A 20,026-nucleotide genomic window follows, 5' to 3' on the forward strand; every position below is an offset into this window, starting at 1 on the left:
TCAACCCGCGAGCGGTTCGTCCGCGTCGGAGGCCGTCGCACCCGTCGGGTGCGGCGGCCTCTCGCGTCGCAGCACGAGCAGGTCGCCGATCTCGCAGCCGAGCACGTCGCAGATGGCCTGCAGCGTCGAGAAGCGGATGGCACGGGCCCGGTCGTTCTTCAGCACGCTGAGGTTCACCACGGTCACGCCGACGAGTTCGCTGAGCTTCGCGAGGGTCATGCCGCGTTCGGCGAGCAGCTCGTCGAGCCGGCAGTGGACGTCGGATGCCTCGTCGGGATCGGCGGGCGCCATCAGACGAGCCCCTCGGCCTCGTGCTGGAGGCGCTCGCCGATCTGGAACGCGGCGCCGATGACCGCGAGCGTCAGCACGGCGAAGAACGGCGCCCAGTTCGTCGAGAACATGATGCCGTCGTAGGTGTACTCGCTCACTGCCGAGAGTGCACCGTTGACCGACATGGTCTGGAAGACCGTGCCGAACACCCAGCCGCCGGTGACGACGGCCGAGCCCCACCAGATGATGCGGGTGTTCGCCCGCGTGAACGCGCGACCGCGCGCGAGGTTCCAGGCGAGCAGGGCGAGCAGCACGATCGCGCCGATGATGGAGCAGCCGACGACGATGGGCTCGGCCACGAGCGCGAACTGCGTGGCGATGGCCGGGGAGGGGACGGTCACGACGGCCTGCTCGACGGCGACCTCGACGGATGCCCCGTCGGGGCCGATGGGCAGGGTCGACGGCTCGCCGATGAAGGGGACGAGCACCGGCACGTCACGGCCCGGCAGCACCTCGACGAGCCGCGAGATCGCGATCCACGCGGTCGTGCCGATGGCGACCGCCGCGATCGCGATGGTGAGGAACATGCCCACCTGGTCGCTCGGCCGCAGTCGGAACGGGTTCGTGGTCTGAGACATCCGTCAGCCTTTCATATCGAAAATCGATAGTAACGATGATCGATACGGTACGACACCGGGCGCGACATCCGCAAGCCTCGCTCGGCCTGCGCTGATCGATCGGCGCTGCGCCCACGGCGAACACCCGCGTATCTCGCAGCCGAGATGTTTACGCTCGTTCTAACGACGCCCCGTCCGCACCGGGGTCGTGAGGAGTTGAGCATGTTCGAGAGATTCACCGACCGAGCCCGTCGTGTCGTCGTCCTGGCCCAAGAAGAGGCCAAGATGCTGAACCACAACTACATCGGCACCGAGCACATCCTGCTCGGCCTCATCCACGAGGGTGAGGGCGTGGCCGCAAAGGCGCTCGAGTCGCTCGGGATCTCGCTCGACGCGGTGCGCGAACAGGTTCAAGACATCATCGGCCAGGGCCAGCAGCCGCCCACCGGGCACATCCCCTTCACGCCGCGCGCGAAGAAGGTCCTCGAGCTGAGCCTGCGCGAAGCGCTGCAGCTCGGCCACAACTACATCGGCACCGAGCACATCCTGCTCGGCCTCATCCGCGAGGGCGAGGGCGTCGCCGCCCAGGTGCTCGTGAAGCTGGGCGCCGACCTCAACCGCGTGCGCCAGCAGGTCATCCAGCTGCTCTCGGGCTACCAGGGCAAAGAGCAGGTGCAGGTCGGCGCGAACGAGCAGCAGCAGCCGCAGGGCGGCTCGCAGATCCTCGACCAGTTCGGCCGCAACCTCACGCAGGCCGCGCGCGAGGGCAAGCTCGACCCGGTCATCGGGCGCGAGAAAGAGATCGAGCGCGTCATGCAGATCCTGTCGCGCCGCTCGAAGAACAACCCCGTCCTGATCGGCGAGCCCGGCGTCGGCAAGACGGCCGTCGTCGAGGGCCTCGCGCAGGCGATCGTGAAGAACGAGGTGCCCGAGACCCTGAAGGACAAGCAGCTCTACTCGCTCGACCTCGGCTCGCTCATCGCCGGCTCCCGCTACCGCGGCGACTTCGAAGAGCGACTGAAGAAGGTCACGAAAGAGATCCGCACGCGCGGCGACATCATCGTGTTCATCGACGAGATCCACACCCTCGTGGGTGCCGGTGCCGCCGAGGGCGCGATCGACGCGGCCTCGATCCTGAAGCCGCTGCTCGCCCGCGGCGAGCTGCAGACCATCGGAGCGACCACGCTCGACGAGTACCGCAAGCACTTCGAGAAGGACGCCGCGCTCGAGCGCCGATTCCAGCCGATCCAGGTCGCCGAACCGAGCCTGCCCCACGCGATCAACATTCTGAAGGGCCTGCGCGACCGCTACGAGGCGCACCACAAGGTGTCGATCACGGACGGCGCGATCGTCGCGGCGGCGAATCTCGCCGACCGGTACATCAGCGACCGCTTCCTGCCCGACAAGGCCATCGATCTGATCGACGAGGCCGGCGCACGCCTGCGCCTCTCGATCCTGTCGAGCCCGCCCGAGCTGCGCGAGTTCGACGAGAAGATCGCCGTCGTCCGCGCCGCGAAGGAGACGGCGATCGAGGAACAGGACTTCGAGAAGGCCGCATCGCTGCGCGACGAGGAGAAGAACCTGCTCGGCGAGCGCCTGCGCCTCGAGAAGCAGTGGAAGTCGGGCGACGTCACGACCACCGCGGTCGTCGACGAGGGCCTGATCGCCGAAGTGCTCGCCCAGGCCACCGGCATCCCGGTGTTCAAGCTCACCGAAGAGGAGAGCTCGCGCCTGGTCTTCATGGAGAAGGCGCTGCACGAGCGCGTCATCGGCCAGGAGGAGGCGATCTCGGCACTCTCGAAGACGATCCGTCGCACCCGCGCCGGACTCAAGGACCCGAAGCGCCCCTCGGGGTCGTTCATCTTCGCCGGCCCCACGGGCGTCGGCAAGACCGAGCTCGCCAAGGCGCTCGCCGAGTTCCTCTTCGACGACGAGGCCGCGATGATCTCGCTCGACATGAGCGAATACGGCGAGAAGCACACCGTGTCTCGGCTGTTCGGCGCCCCTCCCGGGTTCGTCGGTTTCGAAGAGGGCGGCCAGCTCACCGAGAAGGTTCGGCGCAAGCCGTTCAGCGTCGTGCTGTTCGACGAGATCGAGAAGGCGCACCCCGACATCTTCAACTCGCTCCTGCAGATCCTGGAGGAGGGGCGTCTGACGGATGGTCAGGGCCGCGTGGTCGACTTCAAGAACACCGTGATCATCATGACCACGAACCTCGGCACGAAGGACATCTCGGGCGGCCCGGTCGGGTTCCAGATCGAGGGCGACTCGCGCACCGGGTACGACCTCATGCGCGCGAAGGTGAACGAAGAGCTGAAGAAGCACTTCAAGCCCGAGTTCCTGAACCGCGTCGACGAGATCATCGTGTTCCCGCAGCTCTCGAAGCCCGAACTGCTGCAGATCGTCGACCTGTTCATCAAGCGACTGGCCGAGCGCATGCTCGACCGCGACATGACCGTGGAGCTCACCACCGCGGCCAAGGAGCGGCTGATCGAGGTCGGGTTCGACCCGGCGCTCGGCGCCCGCCCGCTGCGCCGCGCGGTGCAGCACGAGGTCGAAGACCGACTCAGCGAGAAGATCCTGCACGGCGAGCTCAACTCGGGCGACCACGTGCACGTCGACTTCACGAACGGCGAGTTCGTGTTCACCACGTCGCAGCGCGCGTTGCCCGTGGGCGTCGGCGTCAACACCGGGGCCGCGATCGGCACCGGCTCGGCCACGCCCGACCTGGCGGCCGCGTCGGGCGAGTAGCGCGGCGGTTGCCTGAGCGAGGGGCGGATGCCACGTGGCATCCGCCCCTCGCTCGTGCGCGTCGTCCGCGTCCGCGGGCTCGGTGCGACTGCGCCGGAGGCCGTGCGGTCAGGCGGCGGTGCCGCGGCGGAACGCTGCGGTCATGCGGCCGATCAGCCTCGCCTGCGGAACGACCACGGGCACGACCGGGCCATCGGTCTGCGGCCGCGCGGGGTGCGCGGTCGCCGCACCCACGGCGATGAGCTCCGGACCTGCCGAGGGCCTGCGGCGTCGGAGGACTCGCGAGGTCGGCGCTTCGACGAGGAAGTACGTCGCGGTCGACAGGACGAGCGAGAGCGCGACGACCAGGCTGCCGACGCTGAGCAGTGACGGATAGTCGTGGATGCGGAGTCCGTGCTGGTGGACCCAGTACAGCACCGGGTAGTGCCAGAGGTAGAGGCTCAGCGAGATGAGCCCGAGGAACCTGGCCGGTCGCCATTCGAACAGCCGGACCAGCACGTTCCGGCTCGGGTCGCCGACCGCCGGCGCGATCGCGAGCAGCAGCATCGCGATCGCGGAGCCGACCGCCGTCGTCAGCGTGAACGCCCAGACCAGGTCGTTCACATGGAAGGTGAGCGCGATCGCGGCGAGCAGGGCCACCATCACCCACGACGCGCGAACGACGGTTGGTGAGGGCAGCCGCAGCTTGCCGGACTGCAGCATCGCGAGCACGGCTGCGGCGAGAGCTCCGATGCCGAAGCCGTCGGCGCACCCGATGGTGCTGTGCAGGAGCACCGCCTCCCACGTGCGCCCCCACGTGCGCGCGGCGAGCGCGTCGGCGTCCAGCCCGACCGACGACGCGACCAGGGTGATGTTCGCAGCCAGGCCGAGCGCCAGCAGGATCACGCCAGGCACGAAGACCGCGACGACACGCGGAGCCCTGACGCGAAGCGCGATGAACACCCCGAGCGCAGCCAGCACCGGAACCGCCAGGTAGAACCCGAGCTCGGACGTGAGCGACCAGGCCGGGAGGATGCCGGTGCTGATCCAGTCAGGACTCAGCGACTGCACGAGGAGCAGGTTCGCCGCCAGCGTGCCCGGATCTGAGATCGTGCCCAGCGGTGACTGTTCGGCCACGGCAGCCACTTGCACGTTCGTCGTGTTGGACGACGCGAAGACGAAGTTGACGACCAGGAAGATGACCAGGTACGCGGGGAAGACGCGAAGCGCCCGGTTGGCGAGGAACCGGCCGGTGCGCGGAAGCCGCCGGCCCGAGACGAGCGCCGACGCGAACGGGAGGTAGATCAGAAAGCCCGAGAGGACGAAGAACATCGTCAGGCACGCGTGCAGCGGCTGCACCGCGGTGAAGGCGGCCGAGATGGCGCTGGCGTTCACGGTGGAGATGACAATGTGGCCCATCACGATGCCGAGTGCCCCGAGACCGCGCCACCCGTCGAGCCCGAGCAGGCGCGGCGGCGGCGCACTGCGTGCCGAGTCGGGTGCTTGGGTCACCTGCGCCATGCTATTTCGGGCGCCGCCGCCTGGGGTCCCCCAGTTCGAGGGGCCGCACACCGCGCGACTACACTCGGTGCGTGGCCGACTTCACGGTGCGCCGGGCGCGCACGAGCGACATCCCCTCGATCCTCGCCCTCGTGGAGCCGCTCGTGACCCGACGCATCCTGCTCGGCAAGGAGCGGGTCGACCTGTACGGGGCGGTGCAGGAGTTCCGCGTCGCCGAGACCACCGCTGGCGAGGTGATCGGCTGCGGCGGCCTGCATGTGATGTGGGAAGACCTGGGCGAGGTGCGTACGCTCGCGGTCGCCGACCTGTGGCTCGGCCGCGGGGTCGGGCATGCGCTGCTCACCGCGCTCGAGTCCGACGCGCGCGAGCTCGGACTCAGTCGACTGTTCTGCCTGACCTTCGAGGTGGGCTTCTTCGGGCGCAACGGGTTCCAGGACATGGGCGACGAGACCGTCGACCCCGACGTGTACGCCGAGCTGGTGCGCTCGCACGACGAGGGCGTCGCCGAGTTCCTCGACCTTGCGCGAGTGAAGCAGAACACGCTCGGCAACACGCGCATGCTGAAGCTGCTGTAGCACGCGTGACGGGCGGCGGCGCCTCGGCACGCCGAGCGTGCGGCGCGGGGCGGGCACACCTCGGACGTACCCTGTGCACATGTCGACGAATCGCACCCCGCAGGGCCGGGTCTCGCCCGCGGTCTACCGTCGGCGGCGCCTGGTCGTGCTGCTCGGCCTGGTCGCCGTGATCGTCGCGATCGTGCTCATCGTGGTGCGACCGGGGGCGAGTCAGGGCGAGCCGGCTTCGAAGGGCGGCCCGGCCGCTGCGAACGAGACCGAGGCCCCGCCGTCGTCGACGGAACCGGCGACCGCGATCCCGACCGAACCGACCGCGGCCGACGGCGACCCGTGCGAACCCGATCAGGTGCTCGTCGAGGCGGTCACCGACCGTACCGAGTACGCGGCCGACCAGCAGCCGCAGCTGTCGGTCACGATCACGAACACCGGCACGAACGCCTGCGTCCTCAACGCCGGAACCACCGCCCAGGTGTTCACCATCCGCAGCGGCGAGGAGCAGTACTGGGTCTCGACCGACTGCCAGACCGATCAGGTCGACGCCGAGGTGCTGCTCGCCCCCGGTACCCCGATCAGCTCGTCGGTTCCGATCATCTGGGATCGCACCCGGTCGAGCCCCGACACCTGCGACCAGCCCCGCGAGGCGGTGCCCGCCGGGGGAGCGTCCTACCACCTCGACGTGAGCGTGGACGGCATCGAGTCGGAGGCGAGCAAGCAGTTCATGCTGTTCTGAGCGCCGGCCGATCGTCGCCCGACGCCTCACGCCCGCGAGCCCGCGTCCTCCGGTGGGTCGGCCTGTGCCAGCGTCTCCCGTGCCTCGCTCAGAGCCGCGTGGACGACGCCGTCGCCGTCGGCCGGCACGCCCTCGAGATCGGCGAGCGCGCGATGCGCGGCATCCGTGTCGTGCAACCGCAGGGCCAGCTCGACCAGGTATGCGAGCGCACGCGCCCGATCGGCCGGGGGCGCATCCCCATGGCGCCGGAGTGCGCCGACCAGGATCTTCCGCCCTTGCTGAGCGTCGCCGTGCGAGTCGCCCACCACAACTGCGTTCTCGACGGCCCGCGCGAGCGGGGTCTCCGCGGTCGTCGTCCACGATGTGGTGTCATCGTCGCCCGCCCGCACGGGTGACTCGGCCGCTCGCGTCACCCGGATCCAGTTGCCGGCCGGGTCGATCAGGCTGAAGCCGCTGAGGCCGCCGTTGTTCGCGCGTTCGCGCGGCCTGGTGATGCGGGGGAACCCGCTGAGCGGTATGCGCCCGTAGCGGGCGCGCAGACCTTCGCGGAACCGCTCGTGGAGCGGCCTGGGGTCGGGAACCGCGATGGCGCAGGTCGAGTGGCTCGCCTCGGGATCCCAGCCGGGCATCCCGTAGTAGTGCAGGTCGATGGCACCGGCTCGGAGCGCGACGTACGGGTTCGGACGCAGCTGCCGGTAGGTGAGCTCGAGCCCGAGCTCGGTCCAGAATGCGACCAGTTCGTCGACGTCGCCGCAGGGAAGCATCGGCACCGTGGTCGCGGCAGCCGCCGCGCGCGCGAAGCCGTCTTCGGTCGGGCTCGTCATCGTCTCACGCTATGCCACCCCCCGACGGTTCGCGACCGCCGAACCCCGCGGCCGCGCGACGCCGCCGGGCCCTGGGATCGACCGCGGCCGCAGTGGCATCTTCACGCTCGCTACGCTGGACGGATGGCAGGCAAGGCGCGAAAGAAGCCGCAGCAGCAGACCCTCGAGTTCCGCTCGCAAGCACTCGCCGAGGCGCTCGAGAAGCAGGACATGGCGGCGGTCGCGCTCGCACTGCGCCACGGCAACACCGTGGTGCCGCTCATCAAACCGGGGCCGCGCGACAACCCGCTCGACGGCGGCGAAGTGTGGACCTACCGCGACCCGAACACGGGCGAGGTCGCGCTGCTGCTGTTCAGTGATGCGGCGAACAAGCCCGCGAACCTGCCTCCGGCCGTCGGTCTGCAGAGCCCCGCGTGGTTGCGGACGTTCCTGAAGCGGTACGAGGCGACGATCACCACGGTGTTTCTCGACATCGCCGGGCCGCATCCGATGCAGGCGTCGCCGAGCGAACTGTTGCGCGCGCTCGACGTGTAGCCGCCTCGGTGGTGGTGGCGTCTGCGCCGTCCGCGCGGCGCGGCGCGCGCGCCACCTGCCCCGCCCAGCGGTCGCGCTCCCCGCTGCCGCTTTGCGCCAGTTCGCGGCATCCTGCGCCATCTTCGCTGGCGCGGACGGCGCCGAAGTGGCGCAGACCGGATGGCTCGGGCGGAGCGCACCGTCATGCGCACAGTGGCGGCGCAGCGCGGCGGGATGCCCCGCTCAGAACGCCGCGTCGAGTTCGCGCTCGCGCGTCGTGGAGGAGGCACGCATCGCCTGCTCGACCGCGGCGTGCACGCTGCCCGCGTCGACGTCGAGCAATCGTGTGTACCCGAGTCGGCGTGCCTCGGCGCCGCGCTGCTTCGCCGCGGTGACCGGGCGGATCTCGCCGGCAAGGCTGATCTCGCCGAATGCGGCGAGCTCGTGCGGCACGGCGCGGTCGCGCACGGCCGAGGCGATGGCGATGGCGATCGCGAGGTCGGCGGCCGGCTCGATGAGGCGCACGCCGCCCACGGTCGACACGTAGACGTCGTGCTCGCCGATGCGCCGCAGGCCCGCGCGTCGTTCGAGCACCGCGAGGATCATCGCGACACGTGACGGGTCGACCCCGTTCACCACGCGACGCGGCTGGGGCGCCTTGGTCTCGACGACGAGCGCCTGCACCTCGACGGGCAGCGCCCGCCGCCCCTCGAGCGCCACGGTGACGCAGGTGCCGCTGACCGCGGTGCGCGAGCGGCTGAGGAACAGCCCCGACGGGTCGGGAACCTCGGCGATGCCGTCGCCGGTCATCTCGAAACAGCCCACCTCGTCGGTGGGGCCGAATCGGTTCTTCAGCGCCCGCACGAATCGCAGCGACGTCTGCCGGTCGCCCTCGAACTGGCAGACCACGTCGACCAGGTGCTCGAGCAGGCGGGGGCCGGCGATCGTGCCGTCTTTCGTGACGTGGCCGACGAGGAGCAGCGGAAGCTGGCGCTCTTTCGCGACGCGGATGAGGGTCGAGGCGACTTCGCGCACCTGGCTCGGCTGGCCGGGCAGCCCCTCGGAGAGCGAACTGGCGACGGTCTGCACCGAGTCGACGACGAGCAGGTCGGGGGAGACCTCGTCGACGTGCCCGAGCACGGTGGCCAGGTCGGTCTCGCTCGCGAGGTACAGTTCGGGCGTGAGCGCGCCCGTGCGACCGGCCCGCAGGCGCACCTGCGCCGCCGACTCCTCAGCGCTGACGTAGAGCACGCGCCGCCCGGTGCTCGCGACGCGGGCGGCGACCTCGAGCAGCAGCGTCGACTTGCCGACGCCGGGCTCGCCCGAGAGCAGGATCGCGGCGCCCGCGACCAGGCCGCCGCCGAGCACCCGGTCGAACTCGCCGATGCCGGTGGCCCGGTGCGCGGTGTGCTCGGCCTCGACCTCGGCGATCGGTCGCGCCCGCCGGTCGCCCGCGGGGATGATCGCCGTCGGCATGCGGCTGGGTGCGGCGGCGCCCGCCTCGGTGACGGTGCCCCACTGCTGGCACTCGCCGCATCGACCGACCCATTTGATGGTCGACCACCCGCACTCGGAGCAACGGAAGGTCGGTGCGGGGCGGGCCATGCGGTGACAGTACCGCGCGCCTCGGACATCGGATGTCGCGACTCCCGCCGACCGTCGATTCGCCCGCGACCGATTCGCCCGAGCCCGATTTGGCCGAGCCGTCGCCGCCGTCTACACTCGATCCCGGTGACGTGTCCGAGCGGCCGAAGGTGCAACTCTCGAAAAGTTGTGTAGGGTAACCCCCTACCGTGGGTTCAAATCCCACCGTCACCGCCAGCTGAAACCCCCGCAGATCCCGTGGAAACACTGGGATCGCGGGGGTTTTGCGGTGCGCGCGGAGCCGCAGCGACTCTGGACACCCGAGCGGCACCGTCTCTACGATGCAGAGCGTGCGCTACTTGTCGCTCGACGCGCTCCGGGGGTTCGCCATTCTGGGCATGATCGTCGACCATTCGGCGGCGTACTTCCCGATCGACCCCGGCGACGACGAAGGCATCTTCGAGGTCCTCGACGCACGGGTCTTCGTGCTCGTGATGGGCCTGTCGGCCGGCATCACTCTCGCGCGCGCGGCCCAACGCCCGCGTATCGCCTACGTGAAGACCTGGTTGCGGCGCGCGGTGCTGATCATCCTGCTGGGTGTGCTGCTGAGCCTGCACTTCTCGGGTGTGCCCGTCGTGCTCGAGAACCTGGGGCTGACGATGGTGCTGGCCACGCCGTTCCTGTTCCTGCGGACCAGATGGCTGGTCACCGCGATCGTCGCGTGGCTCGTGGTGGGGCCGATCGTCCGTCTGCCGATCGAACTGCTGCTCGCCGGGCCGGACTCCCCGGCCGTCTGGATGGCGTACTCGCCCCTCCAGCTGCTGCTACTGAGCGAGGACTACCTGGTGCTGGGCTATGTGCCCGTGCTGCTGCTCGGGGTGCTGCTGCACCGCATTCAGTTCGGCCGCCTCGCTCCCACCTTCGTGATGCTCGGCGCCGGACTGGTGCTCGCCGTGATCTCGTTGACCGTACTGCGACCCTTGGAGACCGCGGCGGGATGGACCGGCTTCTGGACGTGGTCGGCCGCCGGCCTCGCCACCGCGGCGGCCGTGGGGCTGTGGGGCGTGACCACACTCGCCTTCGATCTCGCACCGTTCCGCGTACGGCTCTGGGCCGCCAAGCTCGGCCGGCCGCTCATCGACATCGGCATGCTGTCGCTGTCGGTGTACACGCTCCACGTGCTGCTGCTCACGCCGCTGTGGGTCGCCGCCCTGCACTTCGGGTGGCAGGGCATCGAGGTCGGCGTCAGCGACCGTCTCTACCCGCTCTGGCGCGACTGGGAGAGCCCGTACGCGTGGTGGATCCTGATCGGAGTGCTCGTCGTGTGCGTGCCGTTCGCACTGATCTGGAACCGTACGCTCGGCCCCGGGCCGGTGGAGCGCCTGCTGGGTGTCGCGTCGTTGCGGCATCCTCCCTCGTACCTGACGGTGGTCGCGCCGGTTCCTCCGGCTTCGTCGACGGTCGAGCCGCGACCGGGAGAGGTTGTCAGCGGCGGGCAGTAGCCGATCGTCGCGGGTGATGCCCGCGACGGCGAACCGCATCAGGTGGCGGCGGCCTCCCGCGCGCGAAGGTCTTTGCGAAGGAGCTTGCCGGCGCTGGATTTGGGGATAGCGTCGATGAACTCGACCCGGCGCACCTTCTTGTGCGGCGCGACCTGCTCGGCGACGAACGCCGTGATCTCTTCCTCGGTCAGTGCGCTGCCGGGCGCGGCCACGATGAACGCCTTGGGGATCTCCTGCTGGTCGTCGTCGAGCACGCCGATGACGGCCGCATCCATCACCTCGGGGTGGCCGAGCAGCAGGGCTTCGAGTTCGGCGGGTGCGATCTGGTAGCCCTTGTACTTGATGAGCTCCTTCGCGCGGTCGACGATCGTGAAGTACCCGCTCTCGTGGTAGACGGCGATGTCGCCGGTGTGCAGGAATCCTTCGGCATCGACGGTCTCGGCCGTGGCGTCGGGCCGGTTCAGATAGCCCTTCATCACATTCGGACCCTTCACCCACAGCTCGCCCGGCCGGGTCGTGCCGTCGGCCTCGAACTCCACGATGTCGGCGCCCGTGGCAGGATCGACGAGCTTGCAGACCTGGTTCGGCAGCATCACCCCGACCGAGCTCAGGGGGATGTCGGGGCGGTCCACCGGCAGAGTGATCGCCACCGGGCTGAGTTCGGTCATGCCGTAGCCCTGCAGCAGCCGGGTTCCGATGCGGTTTCCGGCCAGTTCGGCGGTCTCGCCGTCGAGCGGCGCGGCGCCCGAGGCCACCATGCGTGCGCTGGAGAGGTCGAATCGGTCGACGATGGGATGCTTCGCCAGTGCGAGTGCGATCGGTGGAGCGATGTAGAGGTAGGTGCACCGGTACGTCTCGATGTTCGTGAGGAACTCGACGAGGTCGAACCTCGGCATCGTCACCACGGTCGCTCGCTGCTTGAGCGGGAAGTTCAGCAGGATGCTCATGCCGTAGATGTGGAAGAACGGCAGGACGGCCAGCATGCGGTCGCCCGCCTCGAGATCGAACGCCGGGCGGACCTGCTGCACGTTTGCGACGAGATTGCGGTGCGTGAGCATGACGCCCTTGGGCACCCCCGTCGTGCCCGCCGAGTACGGAAGCACCGCGGCGTGCGTGGCCGGGTCGAAGCTCGGATCCGGCGCCGGGCGGCCCTCGGCGAGGAGTTCGCGCAGGCCGGGGTGCCCGGCGGCGTCATCGAGCACGATGACCTGATCGTCGGGGATGCCGGCGGCCGCGGCGGCCGCCGCGGCCTGCGGCAGCAGCGCGTTGACCGTGATGAGCCAGGCGGCCGCAGCGTCGGTCAGCTGCCGTTCGATCTCGCCGGCGGTATAGAGCGAGTTGATCGTCGTGACCGTGGCGCCCGCACGCAGGATGCCGTGGAACACCGTGGCGAACGCCGGAACGTTCGGGCACAGCATGGCCAGCACCGTCTCGGTCGTCACACCGCGCGCGGCCAGCGCCCCGGCGAACGCGTCGACCTGTGCACGCAAGGTGCCGTAGGTCGTCTCAGCGCCGGTTGCGGGGTCGATGAGCGCGACGCGGCCGAGATCCTCATCGGCGAGGGTTCCGAAGACGTAGTCGTAGACGGGGACCTCGGGGATATCGACGTCGGCATATGGACTCGTGAACATGAGGTGCCCCTCCCACATCGGTTGTACGCCGATCCGTCCGCCGCCGCAATCGCCCGGGACTGCTCGCCGCACCCGGCGCATCCTGACGAGGCGAGCGTGCCATGCGTGGCCGTAGACTGCGTGCACGCCGCGCCCGTGCCGGCGATGCCCGACCGTCGCATCATCCGGAGGAACCGCGTGGGGTCACCGACGACCGTCCCGAGTGAGTCCGGCTCCGGCGAGTCCGGCTCCGGCGAGCCCGTATCGAACGAGCCCGGGTCGAGGCATCCGGTCGCACCAGTCGCGCCCGCGGGCCGCGACCTCGTGATCGACCTCGCGCGCGTGACCGCCGTGGTGCTGGTGGTGATCATCCACCTGCTCATGATCGGTGTGGGCTTCGACGCAACGGGCGCGATCGTGATGTCGCGCCCGCTCGAAGCCCAGGCGGGGTTCGCCGGCGCGACCTGGATCGGCCAGATCATGCCGCTCTTCTTCGTCGCGGGCGGGTTCACGGGGCTGGTCGCGTGGCGGAGCCTGGTGCGTCGCGGCGGCGACTGGGTCGACTTCGTGCGGGGGCGCACGCTGCGGCTCGGGCCGCCGACGCTGCCGCTGTTCGTGTTCTTCGCCGTCGCGATCGGCGCCGCGACCGCGTCCGGCGTGGACCCGGCGATGCTCGCCTACGTGGCCGCGGGCACGGGCTCGCCGCTGTGGTTCCTCGCGGCGTTCCTGCTCGCCCAGGTCCTGGTGCCGCTCATGGCCCGACTGCACGAGCACACCCCGGGGGCGACGATGGCCGTACTCGCCGCGGGCGCGATCGTCGTCGACCTGGCGCGCATCGCGACCGGCATCGTCGATATCGGCCTCGTGAACCTGCTGTTCGTATGGCTGTTCGTGCAGCAGCTCGGGTTCTGGTACCGCGATGGATGGTTCTTCCGCCGCCGTGCGCTGACGCTCGTCGCGCTCGCGGCCGGTGCGTGGCTGCTCATCGCGCCGCCCGTCGTGGCGGGATGGTACAGCGCCGACATGCTGGTGAACCTGAACCCGCCCACCGTGCCGCTCATGCTGCTCGGCATCGCGCAGGCGTCGCTGCTCGCGGCGCTGCACCGCCCCCTCGACGCGTTCATGCGCACGCGCCCGGTGCAGGCGGTCGCCTACGTGGTCGGCAGCCGTGCCATGACGATCTACCTCTGGCACCTGCCCGTGATCATCGCCGTGATGGGGCTCACGCTCGTCATCCCCGGAGCGGCACCCGAGCCGGCGAGCGTCGCGTGGTGGCTGACCCGCCCGATCGTCTTCATCGTGGTCGCAGCGATCGTGCTCGGCATCTCGATGTGGTTGGTGCGCTTCGAACGCGTGCCCACGGCGATCCTCGAGGGCAGGCGTCGGCCGGGAGCCGCCGCCGTCGTCGTCGCGGCCGTGCTCGCGTTCATCCCGACGTTCCTCGTGATGGAATTCTTCCTCGACCTGCGGATCGCGATCGTCGGCGTGGTGCTCGGCGTCGGATCGCGGCTGCTGCTGCGCCCGCGGCGGACCGCGATCGACGGTGCGGCGCAGGCCGCCACGGGCCGAGCGGGCTGAGGCCGCGTTACTCGGCGGCGAGCTCGACGAACCGCTGCAGCAGGCGCAGCGGCTCGGTGACGGTCGTGCCGCGCACGACCTCGGCGATCGCATCGAGCTCGGACGACGGGAAGTAGCCGTAGTCGCGGTACAGCGTCGCGCGGGCCCTGAACGAGTCGGTCGTGACCTCGGGGTGGAACTGGGTCGCGTACACACGCGAGCCGGTCGCGCGATACACCTGCACCGGGCAGGTCGACGACCCGGCGAGCAGTGTGGCGCCCGAGGGCAGGTCGGTCGTCGCCTCCTTGTGGCCGACGAGAGCGGTGAACGGCGCGGCCAGCCCGGCGGTGAGCGGGTCGGTGCGGCCCGCCTCGGTGAGCGCGACCGCGACCGGGCCGACGGCCTCGCCGTATTCGGGGCCGACGACGCCGCCGAGCACGCGCGTGAGCACGCCGATGCCATAGCAGGTGAACAGCACCGGCAGATCGCGGACGAGCCCGTGCTCGGCCAGCCGCACCAGGTCGGCTTCGACGCGGCGCTGCACCGGCGACTTGGAGGATTCGGGCGTCGTCACATTGAACGGGCTGCCGCCCACGACCACCGAGGCGAATCCGTCGAGGTCGATCGAGTCGAGCGGGTCGAGGTCGAGGCGCAGCTGCACGACCCGCTCGGCGGGCAGGTCGGCGGCGAACCGCACCGACTCGGCTTCGGCGTCGGCGGCGGCCGCTTCGGGGCGCACCGTGACGAGCAGCACGGGTCGGTGGTCGGCGGGCATGCCCCCATCGTCCCGCGCCGGGCGGACGAGTGCCAGTTGCGTGACGCGCCGTGCACGTCGGACGATGGCGCACCGACGCACCGGCGCACCGACGCACCGACGCACCGACGCACCGGCGCACCGGCGCACCGACGCACCGACGCACCGACGCGCCGCGCCCTCGCGGGCCGCTCGTTGCCGCTCGGGTGCGTGCGAAGCGACCACGAGCGACCCCGGTGGAGTCGAGGGTCGGCGTGCGGGCCTTCACCAGCCGCCGCGCGTCGGGGTGTGCGGCTCGCGGGCCTCGTCGGGCATCGTCATCTCGGCGCGCACCCCGAGCAGGCGGATCGGCCGGCCCGGCTCGATGCGGTCGGACGCGAGGCCGAGCAGCGCCGCGGTCACCGCTTCGCGGTCGCCGGTCACCGGGATCTTGCGCTGGTACGTCTTGGTCAGGAACGGCGCGTACCGCACCTTGAGCGTCAGGCCGACGACCGGCCGACCCTCGGCGGCGATGTCGTCGAGCACATGGCCGGCGAGCTCGACGAGCGCGGCCTCGACCTGCGCGGGGTCGGCGAGGTCCTGCTGGTAGGTCGTCTCGCGGCTGCGACCGCGGGCGACCCAGGGCGTGTCATCCACCTCGCGCTCCCCCTCGCCGCGGCCGAGCGTGCGATACCAGGGGCCCATCCGCGGCCCGAACTCGGCGACGAGCGTGTCGAGTTCGGCACCTGCGAGCCCGGCGACGGTTGCGATGCCGAGCCCGGCCAACCGTCGCGACACCTTCGACCCGATGCCCCACAGGTCGATCGTGGGCCGGCCTCCCATCACCTCGAACCAGTTCTCGCGGGTGAGCCGGAACACCCCCTGCGGCTTGCCGAATCCGGTCGCGATCTTCGCCCGAACGAGCGTGTCGCCGATGCCGACGCTGCAGTGCAGCCGGGTCGCCGCGAGCACCGCAGCCTGGATGTCGCGGGCGTACCGCTCGGGATCATCGGTGCGCACGCCGACGAACGCCTCGTCCCAGCCCAGCACCTGCACGGTCGCGCGCGGCTGTGCGCGCAGCGTCGCCATCACGACGTCGGATGCCTCGCCGTAGCGCTCGGCGTCGACCGGAAGGATCACCGCGCCGGGGGCCTTGCGCGCCGCGATCCGCAGCGGCATGCCCGAGCCGACGCCGAACTCCCGCGCCTCGTACGATGCGGTCGACACGACCGCGCGCTCGGACGGGTCGCCCCGCCCGCCGACGATCACCGGCTTGCCCGCGAGCTCGGGACGGCGCAGCACCTCGACTGCAGCGATGAACTGGTCGAGGTCGACGTGCAGCACCCACGACCGTGTGCTCGCGTCGATCGGCTCGGTCATCGCGGAACCTCGGCTCAGCGGCGCTTCCGCGTGGAACCGCCGCCGCGTTTCGGCTTGCGGCCGGCGGATCCGCGAACGGGCTTCCGACCCGGATGCTTCGCGCCGGCCTTGTTCGCCCCGCCCTGCTTCGTCGCCTTCGCCGCGCCCGACCGCTCGGCGGCGCGCGACGCGGGCTTCGAGGCATCCGCCTGCTCTGCGCCGTCGGCGCCGCGCGAACTGCGCGCCGACCGCCCGCGCACCACGCCCACGAACTCCTGGATGTCGGCGTCGTCGCGCTCGATGCGCCAGACGAGGGCGATGCGGGTGGACGGGGCGTCGGTCACCGGAACCGCGACGACGTCCTTGCGGTGGTGCAGGCGCGCGAGCGAGTGCGGCACGATCGCGTAGCCGGTGCCGGCGCCGACGAGCTCCATCGTCATCGCGGGGTCGGGTTGCACCGGAGCCTCGGGCTCGTCGGCGAGATCGGCGAGCGTGATCGTGTCGGCCTCGGCGAGCGGATGCTCCTTCGGCAGCGCGGCGACGGCCACTTCGTCCCACAGGGGAATGCGATGCAGGCCGTCGTCGTCGACGGGAAGCCGCACGAACGCGAGGTCGGCCTCGCCCGCGCGGAGCGCGTCGAGCTGCACGGGCTCGTCGACGCGCCGCGCCTCGAGCGGAAGGTCGGGTCGGCGCTCGGCCCAGGCGCGCAGCCATCTCGCGGGGCTCACGCCCTGCACGTAGTCGAGCCGAAGCGCCATCCGATCAGGTTATCGGGCCGATCGGCTACGGTGGCAGGGTGAGCAAGCAGGCCCAGACCATGAAGCCCGAGACCGCGGCGAAGAAGCTCGGGGTGCTGCTCGAGGCGACGCCCGAAGAGTTCCGTTCGGCCCCCGTGACACGCGACGAGTACAACGCGCTGCAGGCCGACCCGCCCGAGTGGCTGCAGACGTTGCGCCGCGAGGGCCCGCACCCGCGCCCGGTCGTCGCCGCGAAGCTCGGCATCTCGAACTCGGGCCTGGCGCGCGGCGGCATCACCGAGCCGCTCACCACCGCCGAGATCAAGGCACTGCTCGCGGCGCCGCCCGAGTGGCTGGTGCGCGAGCGCGCGACCCAGGCCGAGGTGCGTGCCGAGAAGCTGCGTGTCGCCGACCGTGACCGCGGTCGCGCGGCGATGCGCGAGGCCGAGTCGGGCGGCCGCGGGCGCTGACCTGCGGCGAGGATTCCGCCCGCTGCGCCACTTCGGCGCCCTTTGCGCCATCCGGGGTGGCGCAGAACCCGCCGAACTGGCGCAGCCGTGGGTGTAGTGAAGTGCCGCGCGGGGGCACGAGGGCACGGGTTCAGCCGTAGCGCGCCCGCAGCCAGCCCACGAGATCGCCGAGTTCGCGGTCGTCGACCGAGTGCGCGAGCCCCTCGTAGATGCGTGCGTCGAGCTCGACGTGCTGCGGCAGCCACACCTGCGTGTGCGCGACGAGGTCGGCAGGGATCACCTCGTCGGCCGACCCGCGGCCCCACAGCACCGGCGGACGCACCTCGGCGAGGCGCGCATCGCCCGCCCGCTCGGCGGGCAGCACGAATCCCGCGAGCGCGGCCGCGAACGCGAAGCGGTCGGGATCGCGACGCAGCAGTTCGAGCGCCATCGCCCCGCCCTGCGAGAACCCGACGAGGCCGATGCCGGATGCCTCTGGCGCGACCCGGTCGAGGCAGTCCACGATCGCCGTGGTGGATGCGTCAGCGGTCTCGGCCGCGGCATCCGCCCCGTGATCGAAGAGCGGGAACCAGGCGAAGCCGTACCCCGCGTCGATCGGCGCGCGCAGCGACGCGATGACCGGCTGCAGCGGCAGGTACGGCGCGAGCCCGAACAGGTCGCCCTCGTGCGAGTTGTACCCGTGCAGGAGCAGTAGGAGCGGTCGGCCGATCCGGTCGGCGGAACCGGCCGACCACAGCACGGCCTCGTCGTCGATGCGCATCACGGCATCGTACGGGAATCACGCCGCGCGAACGGGCGTGGGGCAGAATCGACCCATGAGCGTGCGAACCCCGGATCCCGACTGGCATCCCGATGAGCCGTCGCAGACGCCGCCGACGAACCCGGGCTGGCTGAGCGATCTCGAACTCGCGCAGGTGCGGGGGCGGCTGCCGCTGCTCTATGTGGAGGCGGTTCCGGTGCGGGTCGACGGGCTCGGACAGATCACCGAGGTCGGGCTGCTGCTGCGCGCGAACTCCGTCGGCGAGATGACCCGCACGATCGTCTCGGGGCGGGTGATGTACGGCGAGACGCTGCGCGACGCGCTGTTCCGCCACCTCGAGAAGGACCTCGGGCCGATGGCGTTCCCGCTGCTGCCGGCCTCGCCGGTGCCGGCTACGGTCGCCGAGTACTTCCCGATGCCGGGCATCTCGCCGTTCTCGGATGAGCGGCAGCACGCGGTGTCGCTCGTCTACGTGGTGCCGGTGACGGGCACGTGCGAGCCGCGCCAGGACGCGCTCGAGGTCACCTGGATGCCTCCGGCGGAGGCCGCGAGCTCGGCCGTCGGCGACGAGCTCGAGGGCGGTCGCGGGGTGCTGGTGCGCCGGGCGCTGGCGTCGGCGGGCGCGCTCGGGTAGGCGGGCGCCGTCAGGCGCTGCCGCGCGTGACCAGCACTGGATCGAAGACCACCGAGGTCGGTGCGCGATCGGGGTCGCGCACCTGATCGATGAGCATGCGGGCCATCTCGGCCGCCATCTCCTCGATCGGCTGCCGCACGGTGGTGAGCGTCGGCCGGGCGATCGTCGAGATGACCGAGTCGTCGAAGCCGACCACGGCGACGTCCTCGGGGACGCGTCGGCCCTCGGCCTGCAACGCGTGGATCGCGCCGAGCGCCATGAGGTCGTTCGACGCGAACACCGCGTCGACGGCGGGGTCGGCCTCGAGCAGCTCGGCCATCGCCCGCTCGCCGCTCTCGAGCGTGAACTCGCCGGCGGCGACGTGCGGGAACGCCTGTCCGTGACGGGTCATCGCGTCGAGGAACCCCCGCGCGCGGGATTCGGCGCTCGGCACGTCGAGCGGGCCGGCGATGAGCGCGGCGTGTCGCGCACCGCGGGCGACGAGGTGCTCGGCGGCCAGGCGGCCGCCGTCGTAGTTCGAGACGTCGACGAAGCTGAGGGCCGCGCCGCCCGGCGGGCGGGCGAACACGACCGCGGGCAGGCCGGCATCGGCGAACGCACCGGGCAGCGGATCGTTGGCGCGCGTCGAGACGAGCACCGCACCGTCGGCGACGCCCTGCCGCACGGTCGCGAGCACGTTCGCCCGGTCGGCGTCGGACTCGGCCAGCAGCAGCAACGACTGCGCGTCGAGCGTGCGCAGGGTGCGGAGGAGCCCGCCGATCACCCGGCTGAAGAACGGGTCGGCGAAGAGGTCGTACTCGGCGCCCGTGACATCCGATGCATCGGTGCCCGAGATCGCGACGACGACGGTGCCGGTGCGCCCGCTCGCGAGCGAACGCGCGGCCCGGTTCGGCACGTACCCCGTTTCGGCGACGGCTCGGCCGACGATCTCTTTGAGCTCGGGTGCGACCCGCCTGGTGTCGCGGAGCGCGCGCGACACGGTCGCGCGCGAGACACCGGCGACGCGCGCGACGTCGTCGAGCGTGGGAGCCCGAGTGCCGTGCGGTTTCTCCATTCATCGAACCTAGCATCGCTGGGGAACGCGGTTCCCGAGGAATCGCACCAGGTGCGAGCGATTCTCGGAACGGTTCCCAACTGGGATGCGCAACAGGCACCGGGGCGCCGGGTTTCCGGGTGATACGGGAAAGCGCGATCCGAAGCGGACGCGAAGCGTTCGGATGTCCCGGCGAGTCTTCGGCGACGCACTGCTGCGATGCGCTGATCCGCGGAATTCCGGGCGAGCGACGCCTCTGGTCGACCC

General features: G+C 71.0%; 19 protein-coding genes and 1 tRNA gene. 9 read left to right on the top strand and 11 right to left on the bottom strand.

Going from position 1 to position 20,026, the window contains the following annotated elements; all coding sequences use genetic code 11:
• Together FLP10_RS12180 and FLP10_RS12185 are read right to left on the bottom strand one after the other, a co-directional pair.
• On the bottom strand, window positions 1–291 hold the full coding sequence (locus FLP10_RS12180) for a helix-turn-helix domain-containing protein (RefSeq protein WP_149161105.1): 291 nt from the start codon (window positions 289–291) through the stop codon (window positions 1–3).
• Entirely contained in the window at window positions 291–908 is a 618-nt protein-coding gene (locus FLP10_RS12185) for a hypothetical protein (RefSeq protein WP_149161106.1), read from the bottom strand. The genes FLP10_RS12180 and FLP10_RS12185 overlap by 1 nt, the downstream gene beginning before the upstream one ends.
• Window positions 909–1,109: 201 nt before the next feature.
• On the opposite strand from FLP10_RS12185, the gene FLP10_RS12190 reads away from it, so the two are divergent.
• Window positions 1,110–3,638 carry an ATP-dependent Clp protease ATP-binding subunit gene (locus tag FLP10_RS12190; RefSeq protein ID WP_149161107.1) on the top strand — a complete coding sequence of 843 codons (2,529 nt, stop codon included), beginning with the start codon at window positions 1,110–1,112 and terminating at the stop codon, window positions 3,636–3,638.
• A 108-nt stretch (window positions 3,639–3,746) separates the two neighbouring features.
• On the opposite strand, the gene FLP10_RS12195 is transcribed toward FLP10_RS12190, so the two are convergent.
• Window positions 3,747–5,129: an acyltransferase family protein gene (locus FLP10_RS12195; protein ID WP_168209191.1), complete on the bottom strand. Its 1,383-nt coding sequence runs from the start codon at window positions 5,127–5,129 to the stop codon at window positions 3,747–3,749.
• Window positions 5,130–5,209: 80 nt separating this feature from the next.
• Here FLP10_RS12195 and FLP10_RS12200 point away from each other — a divergent pair, with 80 nt between their 5' ends.
• Together FLP10_RS12200 and FLP10_RS12205 are read left to right on the top strand one after the other, a co-directional pair.
• Complete coding sequence (locus FLP10_RS12200) at window positions 5,210–5,713, top strand: amino-acid N-acetyltransferase (RefSeq protein ID WP_149161109.1); 504 nt, start codon at window positions 5,210–5,212, stop codon at window positions 5,711–5,713.
• Window positions 5,714–5,792: 79 nt separating this feature from the next.
• The gene (locus FLP10_RS12205; RefSeq protein WP_149161110.1) at window positions 5,793–6,443 is read left to right on the top strand and encodes a hypothetical protein; all 651 of its coding nucleotides are present in this window, start codon (window positions 5,793–5,795) and stop codon (window positions 6,441–6,443) included.
• A 26-nt stretch (window positions 6,444–6,469) separates the two neighbouring features.
• Here the strand turns inward: FLP10_RS12205 and FLP10_RS12210 are convergent, their stop codons facing one another.
• Window positions 6,470–7,267: a VOC family protein gene (locus tag FLP10_RS12210; RefSeq protein ID WP_210418397.1), complete on the bottom strand. Its 798-nt coding sequence runs from the start codon at window positions 7,265–7,267 to the stop codon at window positions 6,470–6,472.
• A 123-nt stretch (window positions 7,268–7,390) separates the two neighbouring features.
• On the opposite strand from FLP10_RS12210, the gene FLP10_RS12215 reads away from it, so the two are divergent.
• Entirely contained in the window at window positions 7,391–7,801 is a 411-nt protein-coding gene (locus FLP10_RS12215) for a dehydrogenase (protein WP_149161111.1), read from the top strand.
• Between the two features lie 222 nt (window positions 7,802–8,023).
• On the opposite strand, the gene radA is transcribed toward FLP10_RS12215, so the two are convergent.
• Window positions 8,024–9,385 carry a DNA repair protein RadA gene (gene radA, locus FLP10_RS12220; RefSeq protein ID WP_149161112.1) on the bottom strand — a complete coding sequence of 454 codons (1,362 nt, stop codon included), beginning with the start codon at window positions 9,383–9,385 and terminating at the stop codon, window positions 8,024–8,026.
• Between the two features lie 125 nt (window positions 9,386–9,510).
• Here radA and FLP10_RS12225 point away from each other — a divergent pair.
• Window positions 9,511–9,601 (top strand) — tRNA-Ser (locus tag FLP10_RS12225).
• 113 nt (window positions 9,602–9,714) lie between these two features.
• The gene (locus FLP10_RS12230) at window positions 9,715–10,866 is read left to right on the top strand and encodes an acyltransferase family protein (protein WP_168209192.1); all 1,152 of its coding nucleotides are present in this window, start codon (window positions 9,715–9,717) and stop codon (window positions 10,864–10,866) included.
• Window positions 10,867–10,904: 38 nt separating this feature from the next.
• Here the strand turns inward: FLP10_RS12230 and FLP10_RS12235 are convergent, their stop codons facing one another.
• Window positions 10,905–12,497, bottom strand: a complete 1,593-nt coding sequence (locus tag FLP10_RS12235) for an AMP-binding protein (protein WP_149162242.1) — start codon at window positions 12,495–12,497, stop codon at window positions 10,905–10,907.
• A gap of 177 nt (window positions 12,498–12,674) precedes the next feature.
• On the opposite strand from FLP10_RS12235, the gene FLP10_RS12240 reads away from it, so the two are divergent.
• Entirely contained in the window at window positions 12,675–14,054 is a 1,380-nt protein-coding gene (locus FLP10_RS12240; protein ID WP_246150016.1) for an acyltransferase family protein, read from the top strand.
• Window positions 14,055–14,061: 7 nt separating this feature from the next.
• Here FLP10_RS12240 and FLP10_RS12245 read toward each other — a convergent pair whose 3' ends face one another.
• From FLP10_RS12245 to FLP10_RS12255, 3 genes are all read right to left on the bottom strand, one after another.
• Window positions 14,062–14,808: a glutamine amidotransferase gene (locus FLP10_RS12245; RefSeq protein ID WP_149161114.1), complete on the bottom strand. Its 747-nt coding sequence runs from the start codon at window positions 14,806–14,808 to the stop codon at window positions 14,062–14,064.
• 243 nt (window positions 14,809–15,051) lie between these two features.
• Window positions 15,052–16,146, bottom strand: a complete 1,095-nt coding sequence (locus tag FLP10_RS12250; RefSeq protein WP_210418398.1) for a DNA polymerase IV — start codon at window positions 16,144–16,146, stop codon at window positions 15,052–15,054.
• A gap of 14 nt (window positions 16,147–16,160) precedes the next feature.
• Complete coding sequence (locus FLP10_RS12255) at window positions 16,161–16,883, bottom strand: LysR family substrate-binding domain-containing protein (protein WP_149161115.1); 723 nt, start codon at window positions 16,881–16,883, stop codon at window positions 16,161–16,163.
• Window positions 16,884–16,942: 59 nt separating this feature from the next.
• Between FLP10_RS12255 and FLP10_RS12260 the strand changes: the two genes are divergently transcribed.
• Window positions 16,943–17,332: a DUF5997 family protein gene (locus FLP10_RS12260; RefSeq protein ID WP_149162245.1), complete on the top strand. Its 390-nt coding sequence runs from the start codon at window positions 16,943–16,945 to the stop codon at window positions 17,330–17,332.
• 130 nt (window positions 17,333–17,462) lie between these two features.
• Here FLP10_RS12260 and FLP10_RS12265 read toward each other — a convergent pair whose 3' ends face one another.
• On the bottom strand, window positions 17,463–18,092 hold the full coding sequence (locus FLP10_RS12265; RefSeq protein ID WP_149161116.1) for an alpha/beta hydrolase: 630 nt from the start codon (window positions 18,090–18,092) through the stop codon (window positions 17,463–17,465).
• 55 nt (window positions 18,093–18,147) lie between these two features.
• On the opposite strand from FLP10_RS12265, the gene FLP10_RS12270 reads away from it, so the two are divergent.
• Window positions 18,148–18,726, top strand: a complete 579-nt coding sequence (locus tag FLP10_RS12270) for an NUDIX hydrolase family protein (RefSeq protein ID WP_149161117.1) — start codon at window positions 18,148–18,150, stop codon at window positions 18,724–18,726.
• Between the two features lie 10 nt (window positions 18,727–18,736).
• Here FLP10_RS12270 and FLP10_RS12275 read toward each other — a convergent pair whose 3' ends face one another.
• A complete protein-coding gene (locus FLP10_RS12275) occupies window positions 18,737–19,780 on the bottom strand; it encodes a LacI family DNA-binding transcriptional regulator (RefSeq protein ID WP_149161118.1) in 1,044 nt (347 codons plus the stop codon).
• Window positions 19,781–20,026 lie beyond the last annotated feature (246 nt).

This window comes from Agromyces intestinalis (genome assembly GCF_008365295.1).
GTDB lineage: Bacteria > Actinomycetota > Actinomycetes > Actinomycetales > Microbacteriaceae > Agromyces > Agromyces intestinalis.

Coding starts and splice junctions, on each gene's coding strand:
- FLP10_RS12180 (WP_149161105.1), bottom strand. CDS start 291: ATGGCGCCCGCCGATCCCGACGAGGCATCCGACGTCCACTGCCGGCTC.
- FLP10_RS12185 (WP_149161106.1), bottom strand. CDS start 908: ATGTCTCAGACCACGAACCCGTTCCGACTGCGGCCGAGCGACCAGGTG.
- FLP10_RS12190 (WP_149161107.1), top strand. CDS start 1,110: ATGTTCGAGAGATTCACCGACCGAGCCCGTCGTGTCGTCGTCCTGGCC.
- FLP10_RS12205 (WP_149161110.1), top strand. CDS start 5,793: ATGTCGACGAATCGCACCCCGCAGGGCCGGGTCTCGCCCGCGGTCTAC.
- FLP10_RS12210 (WP_210418397.1), bottom strand. CDS start 7,267: ATGACGAGCCCGACCGAAGACGGCTTCGCGCGCGCGGCGGCTGCCGCG.
- FLP10_RS12215 (WP_149161111.1), top strand. CDS start 7,391: ATGGCAGGCAAGGCGCGAAAGAAGCCGCAGCAGCAGACCCTCGAGTTC.
- radA (WP_149161112.1), bottom strand. CDS start 9,385: ATGGCCCGCCCCGCACCGACCTTCCGTTGCTCCGAGTGCGGGTGGTCG.
- FLP10_RS12235 (WP_149162242.1), bottom strand. CDS start 12,497: ATGTTCACGAGTCCATATGCCGACGTCGATATCCCCGAGGTCCCCGTC.
- FLP10_RS12245 (WP_149161114.1), bottom strand. CDS start 14,808: ATGCCCGCCGACCACCGACCCGTGCTGCTCGTCACGGTGCGCCCCGAA.
- FLP10_RS12250 (WP_210418398.1), bottom strand. CDS start 16,146: ATGACCGAGCCGATCGACGCGAGCACACGGTCGTGGGTGCTGCACGTC.
- FLP10_RS12255 (WP_149161115.1), bottom strand. CDS start 16,883: ATGGCGCTTCGGCTCGACTACGTGCAGGGCGTGAGCCCCGCGAGATGG.
- FLP10_RS12260 (WP_149162245.1), top strand. CDS start 16,943: ATGAAGCCCGAGACCGCGGCGAAGAAGCTCGGGGTGCTGCTCGAGGCG.
- FLP10_RS12265 (WP_149161116.1), bottom strand. CDS start 18,092: ATGCGCATCGACGACGAGGCCGTGCTGTGGTCGGCCGGTTCCGCCGAC.
- FLP10_RS12270 (WP_149161117.1), top strand. CDS start 18,148: ATGAGCGTGCGAACCCCGGATCCCGACTGGCATCCCGATGAGCCGTCG.
- FLP10_RS12275 (WP_149161118.1), bottom strand. CDS start 19,780: ATGGAGAAACCGCACGGCACTCGGGCTCCCACGCTCGACGACGTCGCG.